Source organism: Ramlibacter sp. MMS24-I3-19, assembly GCF_050320135.1.
Taxonomy (GTDB): Bacteria; Pseudomonadota; Gammaproteobacteria; order Burkholderiales; family Burkholderiaceae_C; genus Ramlibacter.
In genome coordinates, this window is the sequence record NZ_CP190017.1 from 1,540,807 (window position 1) to 1,555,322 (window position 14,516).

At 69.0% G+C, this 14,516-nt stretch carries 20 protein-coding genes; 18 read left to right on the forward strand and 2 right to left on the reverse strand.

Annotation, left to right across the window (positions count from 1 at the left end):
• Position 1: 1 nt before the first annotated feature.
• The 15 genes from murA (at position 2) to tatC (ending at position 10,313) form a co-directional block, all read left to right on the forward strand.
• The gene (gene murA, locus ACPWT1_RS07630) at positions 2-1,270 is read left to right on the forward strand and encodes a UDP-N-acetylglucosamine 1-carboxyvinyltransferase (RefSeq protein ID WP_427914774.1); all 1,269 of its coding nucleotides are present in this window, start codon (positions 2-4) and stop codon (positions 1,268-1,270) included.
• Entirely contained in the window at positions 1,267-1,902 is a 636-nt protein-coding gene (gene hisG, locus ACPWT1_RS07635; RefSeq protein WP_427914775.1) for an ATP phosphoribosyltransferase, read from the forward strand. Before murA ends, hisG begins: the two co-directional genes overlap by 4 nt.
• Positions 1,899-3,218, forward strand: a complete 1,320-nt coding sequence (hisD, locus tag ACPWT1_RS07640; protein ID WP_427914776.1) for a histidinol dehydrogenase — start codon at positions 1,899-1,901, stop codon at positions 3,216-3,218. The genes hisG and hisD overlap by 4 nt, the downstream gene beginning before the upstream one ends.
• Positions 3,215-4,291, forward strand: a complete 1,077-nt coding sequence (gene hisC, locus ACPWT1_RS07645; protein WP_427914777.1) for a histidinol-phosphate transaminase — start codon at positions 3,215-3,217, stop codon at positions 4,289-4,291. Before hisD ends, hisC begins: the two co-directional genes overlap by 4 nt.
• Positions 4,288-4,884, forward strand: coding sequence for an imidazoleglycerol-phosphate dehydratase HisB (hisB, locus tag ACPWT1_RS07650; RefSeq protein WP_427914778.1), 597 nt, complete (start codon positions 4,288-4,290; stop codon positions 4,882-4,884). Before hisC ends, hisB begins: the two co-directional genes overlap by 4 nt.
• Before the next feature lie 37 nt (positions 4,885-4,921).
• On the forward strand, positions 4,922-5,566 hold the full coding sequence (hisH, locus tag ACPWT1_RS07655; protein ID WP_427914779.1) for an imidazole glycerol phosphate synthase subunit HisH: 645 nt from the start codon (positions 4,922-4,924) through the stop codon (positions 5,564-5,566).
• Between the two features lie 60 nt (positions 5,567-5,626).
• Positions 5,627-6,370 (forward strand): 1-(5-phosphoribosyl)-5-[(5-phosphoribosylamino)methylideneamino]imidazole-4-carboxamide isomerase, encoded by a 744-nt coding sequence (hisA, locus tag ACPWT1_RS07660; protein ID WP_427914780.1) that lies wholly within the window; start codon positions 5,627-5,629, stop codon positions 6,368-6,370.
• Positions 6,371-6,410: 40 nt separating this feature from the next.
• Entirely contained in the window at positions 6,411-7,190 is a 780-nt protein-coding gene (gene hisF / locus ACPWT1_RS07665) for an imidazole glycerol phosphate synthase subunit HisF (RefSeq protein WP_427914781.1), read from the forward strand.
• A 22-nt stretch (positions 7,191-7,212) separates the two neighbouring features.
• Positions 7,213-7,611: a phosphoribosyl-AMP cyclohydrolase gene (hisI, locus tag ACPWT1_RS07670; RefSeq protein WP_427915521.1), complete on the forward strand. Its 399-nt coding sequence runs from the start codon at positions 7,213-7,215 to the stop codon at positions 7,609-7,611.
• Between the two features lie 3 nt (positions 7,612-7,614).
• Positions 7,615-7,983 (forward strand): phosphoribosyl-ATP diphosphatase, encoded by a 369-nt coding sequence (locus tag ACPWT1_RS07675; RefSeq protein ID WP_427914782.1) that lies wholly within the window; start codon positions 7,615-7,617, stop codon positions 7,981-7,983.
• The gene (locus tag ACPWT1_RS07680; RefSeq protein WP_427914783.1) at positions 7,980-8,336 is read left to right on the forward strand and encodes a DUF4870 family protein; all 357 of its coding nucleotides are present in this window, start codon (positions 7,980-7,982) and stop codon (positions 8,334-8,336) included. The genes ACPWT1_RS07675 and ACPWT1_RS07680 overlap by 4 nt, the downstream gene beginning before the upstream one ends.
• Positions 8,333-8,701, forward strand: a complete 369-nt coding sequence (locus tag ACPWT1_RS07685; protein ID WP_427914784.1) for a histidine triad nucleotide-binding protein — start codon at positions 8,333-8,335, stop codon at positions 8,699-8,701. The genes ACPWT1_RS07680 and ACPWT1_RS07685 overlap by 4 nt, the downstream gene beginning before the upstream one ends.
• Positions 8,702-8,790: 89 nt before the next feature.
• A complete protein-coding gene (gene tatA, locus ACPWT1_RS07690; protein ID WP_427914785.1) occupies positions 8,791-9,030 on the forward strand; it encodes a Sec-independent protein translocase subunit TatA in 240 nt (79 codons plus the stop codon).
• A gap of 25 nt (positions 9,031-9,055) precedes the next feature.
• Positions 9,056-9,520: a Sec-independent protein translocase protein TatB gene (gene tatB, locus ACPWT1_RS07695; RefSeq protein ID WP_427914786.1), complete on the forward strand. Its 465-nt coding sequence runs from the start codon at positions 9,056-9,058 to the stop codon at positions 9,518-9,520.
• Positions 9,521-9,524: 4 nt separating this feature from the next.
• Positions 9,525-10,313 carry a twin-arginine translocase subunit TatC gene (gene tatC / locus ACPWT1_RS07700; RefSeq protein WP_427914787.1) on the forward strand — a complete coding sequence of 263 codons (789 nt, stop codon included), beginning with the start codon at positions 9,525-9,527 and terminating at the stop codon, positions 10,311-10,313.
• Here tatC and ACPWT1_RS07705 read toward each other — a convergent pair.
• Entirely contained in the window at positions 10,310-11,464 is a 1,155-nt protein-coding gene (locus ACPWT1_RS07705) for a Do family serine endopeptidase (RefSeq protein WP_427914788.1), read from the reverse strand. The genes tatC and ACPWT1_RS07705 overlap by 4 nt on opposite strands.
• An 81-nt stretch (positions 11,465-11,545) precedes the next feature.
• Between ACPWT1_RS07705 and ACPWT1_RS07710 the strand changes: the two genes are divergently transcribed.
• Together ACPWT1_RS07710 and pdxA are read left to right on the forward strand one after the other, a co-directional pair.
• The gene (locus ACPWT1_RS07710) at positions 11,546-12,304 is read left to right on the forward strand and encodes a Nif3-like dinuclear metal center hexameric protein (protein ID WP_427914789.1); all 759 of its coding nucleotides are present in this window, start codon (positions 11,546-11,548) and stop codon (positions 12,302-12,304) included.
• Complete coding sequence (gene pdxA / locus ACPWT1_RS07715) at positions 12,301-13,344, forward strand: 4-hydroxythreonine-4-phosphate dehydrogenase PdxA (RefSeq protein WP_427914790.1); 1,044 nt, start codon at positions 12,301-12,303, stop codon at positions 13,342-13,344. The genes ACPWT1_RS07710 and pdxA overlap by 4 nt, the downstream gene beginning before the upstream one ends.
• Here the strand turns inward: pdxA and mscL are convergent.
• Positions 13,341-13,778: a large conductance mechanosensitive channel protein MscL gene (gene mscL, locus ACPWT1_RS07720; RefSeq protein ID WP_427914791.1), complete on the reverse strand. Its 438-nt coding sequence runs from the start codon at positions 13,776-13,778 to the stop codon at positions 13,341-13,343. The genes pdxA and mscL overlap by 4 nt on opposite strands.
• Positions 13,779-13,910: 132 nt before the next feature.
• On the opposite strand from mscL, the gene petA reads away from it, so the two are divergent.
• Positions 13,911-14,513, forward strand: coding sequence for a ubiquinol-cytochrome c reductase iron-sulfur subunit (petA, locus tag ACPWT1_RS07725; protein ID WP_427914792.1), 603 nt, complete (start codon positions 13,911-13,913; stop codon positions 14,511-14,513).
• Positions 14,514-14,516 lie beyond the last annotated feature (3 nt).

Consider the following 14,516-nt stretch of genomic DNA (forward strand, 5'->3'; position numbering starts at 1 on the left):
GATGGACAAGTTACTGATTCGCGGAGGCCGCCGCCTCCACGGCGAAGTCCGCATTTCCGGTGCCAAGAACGCCGCGTTGCCGGAGTTGTGCGCAGCCCTCCTGACCGACGCGCCGGTGACGCTGGAGAACGTGCCGCGCCTGCAGGACGTGAGCACCATGCTCAAGCTGCTGCGCAACATGGGCGTCGAAGCCACGCGGCACGACGACGGCAGCGTGCGCATCGATGCCAGCTCGCTCACCTCGCCCGAGGCGCCGTACGAGCTCGTGAAGACCATGCGTGCCTCCGTGCTCGCGCTCGGTCCCCTGCTCGCGCGTTTCGGCGAAGCCACGGTGTCGCTGCCGGGCGGCTGTGCCATCGGCTCGAGGCCCGTCGACCAGCACATCAAGGGCTTGCAGCAGATGGGTGCCGACATCGTCGTCGAGCACGGCTACATCATCGCCAAGCTCCCCAAAGGGCGCGAGCGGCTGCACGGGGCCAACATCACCACCGACATGGTGACGGTCACCGGCACCGAGAACTTCCTCATGGCGGCCGCGCTCGCCGACGGGGAGACGGTGCTGGAGAACGCCGCGCAGGAGCCGGAGATCTCCGACCTGGCCGAGATGCTCATTCGCATGGGCGCGCGCATCGAGGGCCACGGCACCAGCCGCATCCGCATCCACGGCATGCCGCGGCTGGGTGGCTGCACCCACCAGGTGGTGGCCGATCGCATCGAATGCGGCACCTTCCTCTGCGCCGTCGCAGCCACCGGCGGCGACGTGTTGCTGCGCCACGGGCGCACCGACCATCTCGAGGCGGTCGTCGAGAAGCTGCGCGCCGCGGGCGCCACGGTCACCGCGGTGGATGGCGGCATCCGCGTGCAGTCCGACGGGCGCCTGAAGGCCCAGAGCTTCCGCACCACCGAATACCCGGGCTTCCCCACCGACATGCAGGCCCAGTTCATGGCGCTGAACGTCATCGCCGACGGCGCCTCGCATGTCACCGAGACGATCTTCGAGAACCGCTTCATGCACGTGAACGAACTGGTGCGCCTGGGCGCGCACATCCAGGTCGACGGCAAGGTGGCGGTGATCGAAGGCGTGCCCTCGCTGTCGGGGGCGGCCGTCATGGCGACCGACCTGCGCGCGTCCGCCAGCCTGGTCATCGCGGGACTGGTCGCCGACGGCGAGACCTTGGTGGACCGCATCTATCACCTCGATCGTGGCTATGACCGGATGGAGGCCAAGCTCGCCGCCATCGGCGCCGACATCGAAAGGGTGAGCGCGTGATCACGCTTGCGCTGTCCAAGGGGCGGATCTTCGACGAGACGCTGCCGCTGCTGCAGGCCGCCGGCGTGCGCGTGCTCGAAGACCCGGAGACTTCGCGCAAGCTGATCCTGGGCACGAACCGCGACGACGTGCGCGTCGTGCTGGTGCGCGCCACCGACGTGCCGACCTACGTGCAGTACGGCGGCGCCGACCTGGGCGTGACCGGCCTGGACACGCTCATCGAGCACGGCAACCAGGGCCTGTACCAGCCGCTCGACCTGGGCATCGCGCGCTGCCGTGTCAGCGTGGCCGTCCGTGCGGACTTCGACTACGCGAGCGCCGTGCGCCAGGGCTCGCGCCTGCGCGTGGCGACCAAGTACGTGGGCATCGCACGCGAGTTCTTCGCCGCCAAGGGCGTGCACGTGGACCTGATCAAGCTGTACGGCAGCATGGAACTCGCACCGCTCACTGGCCTGGCGGACGCCATCGTCGACCTGGTCTCGACCGGCGGCACGCTCAAGGCCAACGACCTCGTCGAGGTGGAGCGCATCATGGACATCAGCGCGCGGCTGGTGGTGAACCAGGCCTCGCTGAAGCTCAAGCAGGCTCCGATGCGCGCACTCATCGACGCCTTTGCACGCGCCAAGCCATGACCTTGCAAGCCCGTCCCCTGCGACTGTCCACCGTCGATGCCGGTTTCGAGGCTGCTTTCCAGGCGCGCCTGCATTGGTCCGCCGACACCGACGCGCAGGTGGAGCAGGCGGTCACGGAGATCCTGGCCGCCGTGCGCGAGCGGGGCGATGCCGCGGTCCTGGAATTCACGCGCCGCTTCGATGGCCTGCAGGCCGGCACGATGCGCGAGATGGAGCTCTCGCGCGAGGAGCTGAAGGCCGCCTTCGACGGACTGCCGCAGGCACAGCGAGCGGCGCTCGAGACCGCAGCGGCGCGCGTGCGCAGCTTCCACGAGGCACAGAAGCGGGCCAGTGGCGAGACCTGGACCTACCATGACGCCGACGGCACGCTGCTCGGCCAGAAGGTCACGCCGCTGGATCGGGTCGGCATCTACGTGCCCGGCGGCAAGGCCGCCTACCCGTCGTCGGTCCTGATGAACGCGATCCCGGCCCACGTGGCCGGCGTCGGCGAGATCGTGATGGTGGTGCCCGCGCCGCGGGGCGAGAAGAATCCGCTGGTGCTGGCCGCGGCTCACGTCGCTGGCGTGCACCGCGCGTTCACGATCGGCGGGGCGCAGGCCGTCGCGGCGCTCGCGTACGGCACCGAGACCGTCCCGCGCGTCGACAAGATCACCGGCCCCGGCAATGCCTACGTGGCCAGCGCCAAGCGCCGTGTGTTCGGCCAGGTCGGCATCGACATGATCGCGGGCCCGAGCGAGATCCTGGTGCTGGCCGATGGCAGCACGCCGGCGGACTGGGTGGCGATGGACCTGTTCTCGCAGGCCGAGCACGACGAACTGGCGCAGAGCATCCTGCTGTGCCCCGACGCCGCGTACATCGAGCAGGTGCAGCAGGCGATCGACCGGCTGCTGCCGTCGCTGCCGCGCGCAGAGATCATCGCCAAGTCACTCTCCGGCCGCGGGGCGCTGATCCTCACCCGCGACATGGACGAGGCCTGCGCCATCAGCAACCGCATCGCGCCCGAGCACCTGGAGATCGCCAGCCACGAGCCGCACCGCTGGGAGCCGCTGCTGAAGCACGCGGGCGCCATCTTCCTGGGCGCGTACACCAGCGAGAGCCTGGGCGACTACTGCGCCGGTCCCAACCACGTGCTGCCCACCAGCAGCACCGCGCGCTTCTCCAGCCCGCTCGGGGTGTACGACTTCCAGAAGCGCAGCAGCCTGATCGAGGTCAGCGAAGCCGGTGCGCAGACGCTCGGACGCATCGCCTCGACGCTCGCCCACGGCGAAGGCCTGCAGGCCCATGCGCGCGCCGCCGAGATGAGGTTGAAACCATGAACGCCGTTCCGGACCGCCTGCGCAAGCTGCTGCGCGCGGACGTGCAGGGCATGCATGCCTATGCCGTGCAGCCTTCGACGGGGCTGCTGAAGCTGGATGCGATGGAGAACCCGCACCGGTTGCCGCCCGCGCTCCAGCGCGAACTCGGCGAGCGGCTCGGCGCCGTGGCCCTCAACCGCTATCCCGGCGCGCGGATCGACGTGCTCAAGGAGGCGCTGCGCCGCCACGCCAAGGTGCCTGCCGGTTTCGACCTCGTGCTGGGCAACGGTTCGGACGAACTCATCTCGCTGCTGGCCATGGCGTGCGACTTGCCGGGCGCAACGGTCGTGGCGCCCGCGCCCGGGTTCGTCATGTACGCGATGAGCGCGCAGCTGCAGGGCCTGCGCTTCGTGCCGGTGGACTTGACGGCCGACTTCGAACTGGACGAGGCCGCGATGCTGGCCGCGATCGCGCAGCGCAAGCCCTCGATCGTCTACCTCGCCTACCCGAACAACCCGACGGCCAACCTGTGGGACGACGCGGTCATCGAACGCATCGTGCAGGCCGCGCCGGGGCTGGTGGTGATCGACGAGGCCTACCAGCCGTTCGCCAGCCGCAGCTACCTCGACAGACTGGCCCGGCACGACCACGTGCTGCTGATGCGCACCTTGAGCAAGTTCGGCCTGGCCGGCGTGCGCATTGGCTACCTCGTGGGCCGCGCGGCGCTGGTCGCCGAGATCGACAAGGTGCGGCCGCCGTACAACGTGAGCGTGCTCAACGCCGAGGCGGCGCTGTTCGCGCTGGAGCATGCCGATGTCTTCGACGCACAGGCCACCGAGCTGCGCCGCGAGCGCGGCCGGCTGCTGGATGCGCTCGCCGCGATGCCGAAGGTGAAGGCCTGGCGCAGCGACGCCAACATGGTCCTGGTGCGCGTGCCCGATGCGGCGCGCACCTTCGAGGGCATGAAGGCACGCGGCGTGCTGGTCAAGAACGTTTCTAGAATGCATCCGTTGCTGGCCAACTGCCTGCGCCTGACCGTCGGCACCGCCGACGAGAACACGCAGATGCTGGCGGCACTCCAGGCCTCGCTATGACCACACCTCGCACCGCCGAGATCACCCGCAACACCGCCGAGACCCGCATCGCGGTGAGGGTCGGCCTGGACGGCACCGGCCAGGCGCGCCTTTCCACCGGCATCGGCTTCTTCGACCACATGCTCGACCAGATCGCGCGGCACGGGATGATCGACCTCGACATCCAGGCCGAAGGCGACCTGCACATCGACGGCCACCACACGGTGGAGGACGTCGGCATCACGTTCGGCCAGGCGGTGGCGAAGGCGATCGGCGACAAGAAGGGCATCCGCCGCTACGGCCACGCCTACGTGCCGCTGGACGAGGCGCTGTCGCGCGTGGTGATCGACTTCTCCGGGCGGCCCGGACTGGTGATGAGCGTGCCGTTCAAGAGCGGCATGATCGGCACGTTCGACACCCAGCTGGCACACGAGTTCTTCCAGGGCTTCGTCAACCACGCCTTCGTCACGCTGCACATCGACAACCTGCGCGGCGAGAACGCGCACCACCAGTGCGAGACCGTGTTCAAGGCCTTCGCGCGTGCGCTGCGCAGCGCGGTCGAACTCGACCCGCGTGCCGCCGGCACCATCCCGTCCACCAAGGGATCCCTCTGACAGTCCTGCGGCCGGGCTGCCCCGGCGCGTCCCATCCATGAAAACCGTCGCGGTCGTCGATTACGGCATGGGCAACCTGCGGTCCGTCTCGCAGGCAGTGCTGCACGCCGCGCGCGACACGGGCTACCAGGCCATCATCACCTCTCGCCCGGAGGAAGTGCATGCGGCCGAGCGCGTCGTGCTGCCGGGGCAGGGGGCGATGCCCGATTGCATGCGTGAGCTGCGCGACTCGGGGCTGCTGCAGGCCGTGCTCGATGCCGCCGCCCGCAAGCCGCTGTTCGGCGTCTGCGTGGGCATGCAGATGCTGCTGGATCGCAGCGAGGAAGGTCCCAGCGACGGGCTCGGTCTCATCAGTGGCGAGGTCCTGCGGTTCCAGCTGGCGGGTCGCACCCAGCCCGACGGAAGCCGCTTCAAGGTGCCCCAGATGGGCTGGAACCGCGTGCTGCAGACCCAGCCGCATGCGATGTGGGACGGCATCGAGGACGGGGCGTGGTTCTATTTCGTGCACAGCTTCTATGCGCGTCCGTCGGATGCACGCCACAGCGCAGGAGAAGCCGACTATGGCGGCCGCTTTACCGCCGCGCTGGCCCGCGATAATATTTTTGCGACCCAGTTCCACCCCGAGAAAAGCGCTGACGCCGGCCTGGCCCTCTACCGAAATTTCCTGCGCTGGAATCCCTGATGCCCCCGTGGGCGGCCGGTTCCGCCCCGCCGCAGGTGCAGCGCACACCCCCGACGTCACATGCTCCTGATCCCCGCCATCGACCTCAAGGACGGCCACTGCGTGCGGCTGAAGCAAGGCGACATGGCGCAGGCCACCGTCTTCAGCGAAGACCCGGCGGCAATGGCCAAGGCCTGGCTCGGCAAGGGCGCGCGGCGCCTGCACCTCGTGGACCTCAATGGCGCCTTCGCCGGCAAGCCGCAGAACTTCGCGGCCGTGCGGGCCATCCTCAAGGCCGTCGGCGACGACATTCCCGTGCAGCTGGGCGGTGGCATCCGTGACCTGGACACCATCGAGAAGTACATCGACGCCGGCCTGCGCTACGTGATCATCGGCACCGCGGCCGTCAAGAATCCCGGCTTCCTCAAGGACGCCTGCAGCGCCTTCGGCGGCCATGTGATCGTCGGCCTCGACGCCAAGGACGGCAAGGTCGCCACCGACGGCTGGAGCAAGCTCACCGGCCACGAGGTGGTCGACCTGGCGCGCAAGTTCGAGGACTGGGGCGTCGAGTCCATCGTCTACACCGACATCGGCCGCGACGGCATGCTCACCGGCATCAACATCGAAGCCACGGTCAAGCTCGCCCAGGCGCTCACGATCCCGGTGATCGCTTCCGGCGGCCTCTCGGGCCTGCCCGACATCGAGCGGCTCTGCGCCGTCGAGGACGAGGGCATCGAGGGCGTCATCTGCGGCCGGGCCATCTACAGCGGCGACCTGGACTTCGTGCAGGCGCAGACCAAGGCCGACGAGCTCGCGAAGGACTGACGCGGCGCGGGCCTGCCCCGCGGCCCGTCACAATGCGGCCATGCTGGCCAAACGCATCATTCCCTGTCTGGACGTCACCGGCGGCCGCGTCGTCAAGGGCGTCAACTTCGTCGAGCTTCGCGATGCCGGCGACCCGGTGGAGATCGCCGCGCGCTACAACGAGCAGGGCGCCGACGAACTCACCTTCCTCGACATCACCGCCACCAGCGACGAGCGCGGGCTGATCCTGCACATCATCGAGGCGGTTGCCTCGCAGGTGTTCATTCCGCTCACCGTCGGCGGCGGCGTGCGCACCGTCGACGACGTGCGCCGGCTGCTCAATGCCGGGGCCGACAAGACCAGCTTCAATTCGGCTGCGATCGCCGATCCCGACGTGATCAGCGCTGCTTCGGCCAAGTACGGGGCGCAGTGCATCGTGGTGGCCATCGATGCCAAGAAGCGGTCTGGCGACGACGAGCAGGCCCGCGGCCCGGGATGGGACGTGTACAGCCACGGCGGACGTCGCAACACCGGCCTCGATGCCGTGCAGTGGACCACCGAGATGGCGCGACGTGGCGCGGGCGAGATCCTGCTCACCAGCATGGACCGGGACGGAACCAAGTCCGGCTTCGACCTGGCGCTCACGCGCGCGGTGAGCGACGCGGTCGACGTGCCGGTGATCGCCTCGGGCGGCGTCGGCACGCTCGACCACCTGGCCGACGGCATCCAGCAGGGCGGTGCCGATGCGGTGCTGGCCGCGAGCATCTTCCACTACGGCGAGTTCACCGTCGCGCAGGCGAAGGCTCGCCTGGCGCAGCGCGGGATTCCCGTGCGCATGTAGCACTCGCCCGAACGGGGCGACAATCGCGGCCATGGATTGGCTCGACCAGGTCAAGTGGGATGCCGCCGGGCTCGTGCCCGTGATCGCGCAGGAGCAGTCGAGCGGCGACGTGCTGATGTTCGCGTGGATGGACCGCGAAGCGCTCCGCCGCACGGCCGAGTCGGGCCGCGCGGTGTACTTCAGCCGTTCGCGCCAGCGGCTCTGGCCCAAGGGCGAGGAGTCCGGCCACTACCAGCAGGTGCACGAGATCCGCATGGACTGCGACAACGACGTGCTGCTGCTGAAGATCACGCAGCATGGCCACGACCCGTCGATCGCCTGCCACACGGGCCGTCACAGCTGTTTCTTCCAGCGCCACGACGGCGACCGCTGGACCAGCGTCGAGCCGGTGCTCAAGGACCCGGCCAAGATCTACACCTGACACATGGCATCCAACGATTCCCTCGCGCGGCTGGCCGCGGTCATCGAGAGCCGCAAGCCGGCCAACGGCGGCGACCCGGAACGCAGCTACGTCGCCCGCCTCCTGCACAAGGGGCCCGATGCGTTCCTGAAGAAGATCGGCGAGGAGGCCACGGAAACGGTCATGGCCGCGAAGGACGTCGACCACGGCGGCGACCGCGCGCGGCTGGTGGGCGAGGTGGCCGACCTGTGGTTCCACAGCATGATCGCGCTGGCGCACTACGGGCTGGCGCCAGCGGACGTGATCGCCGAACTGGAACGCCGCGAAGGCACCAGCGGCATCGAGGAAAAGGCGCTTCGCAAGGCGCAGCAGCGCGAAGGAGCAGGCGAATGAACAGGACCGACTCCGTGACGTTCGACGCCAAGACGTCGTCCGACCGCACCGTGATGCACGTGCTGTACGGCATGCACACGCTCGCGTGGGCCAGCATGTACACGCTGGCCGTGATCGCGGTGATCGTCAACTACATCCGCAGGTCCGACGAGCATGACCCGCTCTACGCGGCGCACCACGGCTGGATGATCAGCACGTTCTGGTGGGCGGTGTTCTGGGCCGTGCTGTCGTTGCCGCTGTACCTGCTGTTCATCCTGCCCGGCGTGATCGCGCATGCGATCGTCGGCCTCTGGTACCTGTACCGCTGCATCAAGGGATGGCTGCGGTTCACCAATGGACAGCTGCCGCGATGACCGACCCGAAACACGACCCTGACTGCCTGTTCTGCAAGATCGCGCGCGGGCAGATCCCCTCGCGCAAGGTGTACGAGGACGACGAGATCCTCGGTTTCCACGACATCCATCCGTGGGCGCCGGTGCATTTCCTGCTGATTCCCAAGGCGCACATTCCCTCGCTCGCGCAGGTGACCGATGCGGATGCGCCGGTGCTGGGCCGCATGCTGGCCATGGCCCCGCGGCTCGCCCTCCAGGAGGGTTGCAATCCGTATCCGGACGGCGGCCACCGGGTCATCATCAACACCGGACGCGAAGGCGGCCAGGAAGTGCACCACCTGCACGTGCACGTGATCGGCGGCCCGCGCCCCTGGCTCAAGGGCTAGGTCAGCACTCGCTCCTCGCCGTGGGGTCTTGTGCGCGAGAGCGCCGGGCCGCACCGACTAAAATCACCTCATTCATTCAGGAGTGATCCATGGGTTCGTTTTCCATCTGGCATTGGCTGATCGTCCTCTTGATCGTCGTCATGGTGTTCGGCACCAAGAAGTTGAAGAACATGGGTTCGGACCTCGGCGGCGCCGTCAAGGGCTTCAAGGACGGCATGCGCGACGGCTCTGCCCCCGAGACCCCGGTGCCGCCGGCCGGACAGGTGACCAACACGCCGCCGACGGCCGACAAGGGCACCATCGACGTCGAGGCCCGCAACAAGTCGTGATGCTGGCCGCGGGAGCAAGCGCGCCGTGATCGATCTCGGCATTTCGAAGATGGCCCTGATCGGGGCGGTGGCGCTGATCGTCATCGGCCCCGAGAAGCTGCCGCGCGTGGCCCGCACCGTGGGCACGCTGCTGGGCAAGGCGCAGCGGTACGTCAACGACGTGAAGGCCGAGGTCAACCGCTCGATGGAGCTCGACGAGCTTCGCAAGATGAAGGAAAGCGTCGAGAGCGCGGCCCGCGACGTCGAACAGTCGGTGCGCTCGGGCGCGGCCGACTTCGAGCGCCAATGGTCGACCGGCCTCAACAGCCTCGACGCGCCGGCGGGCCCTCCGGCCGAACCGAGCTTTCCCGAATACCGGCATCCCAAGAAGAAGTGGCGGCTGAAGCAGGGTGCCACGCCGCAGTGGTACAAGGCCCGCACCGGCGTGCGCACGCGCGCGCTCTCGGGTGCGGCTCGCGTGGCACGCTACCGTCCGAAGAAGTTCGACTGACTGAATGTCCCAATCGCCCCAGGAAGACGAGCTCGCCGGTACCGAGCAGCCCTTCGTCGCCCACCTCGTCGAACTGCGCGACCGGCTGATCAAGTCGATCATTGCCATCGGCATCGCCGCCGGCCTGCTGGCGCTGTGGCCCGGCCCCTCGGCTCTCTACGACCTGCTGGCAGCGCCCCTCGTGGCGCACCTCCCCAAGGGCGCGACGCTGATCGCCACCAACGTCATCTCGCCGTTCGTGGTGCCGTTGAAGATCATGTTCATGGCGGCCTTCATGTTGGCCCTGCCGGTGGTGCTGTACCAGGTGTGGGCCTTCGTGGCGCCCGGCCTGTACTCGCACGAGAAGCGGCTGGTGCTGCCGCTGGTGATCTCCAGCACCGTGCTGTTCCTCGCCGGCGTGGCCTTCTGCTACTGGTTCGTGTTCGGCCAGGTGTTCAAGTTCATCCAGAGCTTCGCCCCCAAGAGCATCACGGCCGCGCCTGACATCGAGGAGTACCTCAGCTTCGTCATCGGGATGTTCCTGGCGTTCGGGCTTGCCTTCGAGGTGCCCGTCGCCGTGATCCTGCTCGTGCGCATGGGCGTGGTCTCGGTGCAGCAGCTGCGCAGCTGGCGCGGCTATTTCTGGGTCATCGCCGCCATCGGCACCGCGCTGGTCACGCCGCCGGACGCCGGCTCGATGATGATCCTGCTGGGCGTCGTCGGCGGCCTGTACGAGGTGGGCATCGTGTGCGCCCAACTCCTCGTGCGCAAGACGGGTGCGTCCGAGGAACCCGCGGCCGCGGACGGCTCCTAACGCGCGGCCGACGGCGGCTTGGGCCGCAGGCCCGGTGTCACCGTCACCTGCACTTCGTCGTCGCGCCGCTGCAGCTTGAATGGGGCGCCGGTCCCGGGCTTGAGCGACGCCACGGTGGTCATCAGCTCGGAGACGTTGGCCACCGGCTTGCCGGCGACTTCCGTGATCACGTCGCCGGGCTTGACGCCGGCCTGGGCGGCCGGCCCGTTCTGCAGCACGCCCGTGATCAGCACGCCGCGGCGGGCCTTCACGCCGAAGGTCTCCATCAGGTCCGGCGACAGCTCCGCGGGCTCGACGCCGATCCAGCCGCGCCGCACGACGCCGTCCTTGACGATGCCTTCGAGCACCTGCTTGGCCGTCGACACCGGGATCGCGAAGCCGATCCCCATGCTGCCGCCCGAGCGCGAATAGATCGCGGTGTTGATGCCCATTAGCTGCCCGTTGACGTCCACCAGCGCGCCGCCCGAGTTGCCCGGGTTGATGGCCGCATCGGTCTGGATGAAGTTCTCGAAGGTGTTGATGCCCAGCTGGTTGCGGCCGAGCGCGCTGACGATGCCGCTGGTGACGGTCTGGCCGACGCCGAACGGGTTGCCGATGGCCAGCACCTGGTCGCCCACCTGCAGCGAGTCGGAGTTGCCGAGCGTGATGATCGGCAGCCGCTCCAGCGAGATGCGCAGCACGGCCAGGTCGGTGTCGGGGTCGGTGCCGATCACCTTGGCCTGCGCGGTGCGGCTGTCGTTGAGCGTCACCTCGATCTCGTCGGCGCTCTCGACCACGTGGTTGTTGGTGAGGATGTAGCCGTCGGTGCTCAGGATCACGCCGCTGCCCAGGCCCATCTGCGGCGGCGCGTCACCCTGCTCGCCGAAGAAGAACCGGAACCAGGGATCGTTGGCGTTCGGGTTGCGCGCCGGCGCCTTGCTGGTGTTGATGCTCACCACGGCCGCCGAGGCGCGCTGCGCCGCCGTCCGGAAGCTGCCCGGCGGCGCCGGGCCATTGGCCGGCGCGGCCACTTCGACCAGCTGCACGCCCGTTCCCTGGGTCACCAGCGCGGCGGGACGCCGCACCCAGTCCGGCTTGAGTGTCGCGACCACGAACCATGCGGCCAGGAGGACGGTGACGGTTTGCGAGAAGAGGAGCCAGACGCGGCGCATGGTGGGGAGCAGGAGAGTGCCGCCAGTGTAGACGGCGGCCGCTGGGGCTGGCGTGCTTGGGGATGCTCCACAATCACCGGCATGGTCCATCGCGAGCAACTCACCGGGGCGTTCGACCAGCTGCTGCAGCCGGCCCGCTTCAAGGACTACGGGCCCAACGGGCTGCAGGTGGAAGGGCGGGACGACGTGCACCGCATCGTCTCGGGCGTCACCGCCAGCCGCGCGTTGATCGAGGCCGCGATCGCCGAGCAGGCGGACGCGATCGTCGTGCACCACGGCCTGTTCTGGCGTGGGCAGGACGGCCGCGTGACCGGCTGGATGAAGCAGCGCCTCGCGCTGCTGCTCGCGCATGACATCAACCTGTTCGCCTTCCACCTGCCCCTGGATGCGCACCCGGAGCTGGGCAACAACGCGCAGCTGGCGCGCGTGCTGGATCTGCGCGCCGACGGCCGCTTCGGCGAGCAGGACCTCGGCTTCCTCGGTGCACGCAGCGACGGCAGCGCCTTCGCTGACGCGGGTGCGCTCGCGGCACATGTCGAGCGGGCCCTCGGGCGCAAACCGATCCTGGTCGAGGGCCGCACCGGGCCCATCACGCGGCTGGCATGGTGCACGGGCGGGGCGCAGGGCTGGTTCGAGGATGCCATCGCCGCCGGCGCGCAGGCATTCCTGACCGGCGAGATCTCCGAGCCGCAGGCGCACTACGCGCGCGAATGCGGCGTGAGCTTCCTGGCCTGCGGCCACCATGCGACCGAGCGCTATGGCGCGCCGGCGGTCGCGCAGCACGTCGCGCAGGCACTGGGTCTGGAGCACCGCTTCATCGACGTGGACAACCCCGCATGAGTGCCGTGCAGCGGCCGCTGGCCATCACGCTCGGCGATCCGGCCGGCATCGGCGGCGAGATCATCGCCAAGGCGTTCCGCGATGCGCCGCAGTTGACACAGGGCTGCTTCGTCGTCGGCGATCTCGCGCACATGCGGCGCGCCAGCGCTGTCCTCGCCGCGCCGGGCGAGCTCGCACTTCCGGTGGCGCTGATCGACGCACCCGACGACGTCCAGCGGATCCCGCCGCGCTGCATTCCGCTGCTGCAGGTCGGCACGCCTGCGACGGGCTGCGTGGCGTGGGGACAGGTCGACGCGGCCGCAGGACGCATCGCCGCCGACGCGGTCAGCTGGGCTGCCCGCGCGGCCCTGCGTGGCGAGATCGCGGGGCTGGTCACCGCCCCGTTGCACAAGGAGGCGCTCGCCGCAGCCGGCGTTTCGTTTCCGGGCCACACCGAGCTGCTGCAGGCCGAAGCCGCGCGTCATCGCGGTGTCGCTGTCGCCGACATGCCCGTGCGCATGATGCTGGCCAACGACGAGTTGCGGACCGTGCTGGTGAGCATCCATGTGGCCCTGCGTGCCGCCATCGACGCCGTCACGCGCCAGCAGGTGCTGCAGACGTTGCGCATCACGCATGCCGCGCTGCAGGCCATGCTGGGCCGCGCGCCGCGGATCGCGGTCGCCGGGCTCAATCCACATGCGGGCGAGGGCGGCCTGTTCGGCCGCGAGGAGATCGAGGCCATCGTGCCGGCGATCCAGGACGCTCGGGCGGAGGGCATCGACGCGGATGGCCCGCACCCGCCGGACACGATCTTCATGCGGGCCCGCGCCGGCCATGGGCAACCGGGCGGGTTCGATGTCGTCGTGGCCATGTACCACGATCAGGGACTGATCCCGGTGAAGTACCTGGGCGTCGAGCACGGCGTGAACGTCACGCTGGGGCTGCCGCTCGTTCGCACCAGCCCCGATCACGGCACGGCGTTCGACATCGCCGGCACCGGACGGGCCGATGCGGCCAGCCTGCTGCAGGCCATCCGCACGGCCCGCGAGCTGGCGCGCTAGCGGTCGCGGCGCAGGCTGTCGCGGATCTCGCGCAGCAGCACGATGTCCTCGGGCGGGGCGGCGGGCCCCGCGGCGGCCGGTTCCGCGTGCGCACGCCGCAGCCGGTTGATCTGCTTGACCATCAGGAAAACGATGAAGGCCAGCAGCACGAAGTTGACCAGCACGGTCAGGAAGCTTCCATAGGCGAAGACCGGGACGGCCGCCTTCTTCAGCGCATCGAGCGTGCGCGCCGTGCCTGCGGGCACCGGCCCGAGCACGAGGAACAGGTTGCTGAAATCGATCTTGCCCACGATCGCCCCGATCACGGGCATCACCAGGTCGTTCACCAGCGAGTCCACGATCTTGCCGAACGCGGCGCCGATGATCACGCCGACCGCCAGGTCGATCACGTTGCCCTTGACCGCGAACTCGCGGAATTCCTTCAGGATCGCCATGCCTCACCTCCTTGCCGAGCCGGCAGTATCCGCCAGCCGCGCGCGAAGCGCGACCTTGCGCCTCGATTCGCACCGATACGCTCCGCTACAATCGCGGGTTGACCTTCCACAAGCTCCCCCTTTGAGGATTTCATGAGTGACACCCCAGCGGACACCAGCAAGCGGACGTGGTTGATCGCGTCCACTTGCGCGGGCGCGGCAGGCGCTGCGTTCACCGCCGTTCCCTTCGTGGCCAGCTTCCAGCCCTCCGAGCGGGCCAAGGCCGCCGGCGCCCCCGTCGAGGTGGACATTTCGTCGCTGAAGCCGGGTGAGAAGGTCACCGTCGAATGGCGCGGCAAGCCGGTGTGGATCCTCAAGCGCACGCCCGAGATGCTCGCGTCGCTGAAGAAGACCGATTCCGAGGTCGCCGATCCCAATTCGGAGCGGAAGGCGTTCCCCACCCCCGAGTACGCCAAGAACGAGCACCGCTCGATCAAGCCGGACGTGTGGGTCGGCGTCGGCATCTGCACGCACCTGGGCTGCTCGCCCGGCGACAAGTTCCAGCCCGGCCCCCAGCCTTCGCTGCCCGACGACTGGCAGGGCGGCTTCCTGTGCCCCTGCCACGGCTCCACGTTCGACCTGGCCGGCCGCGTCTTCAAGAACAAGCCCGCTCCGGACAACCTCGAGGTGCCGCCGCACCAGTACCTGTCCGACACTCGCCTGATCATCGGCGAGGACAAGAACACCAAGGGCTAACGC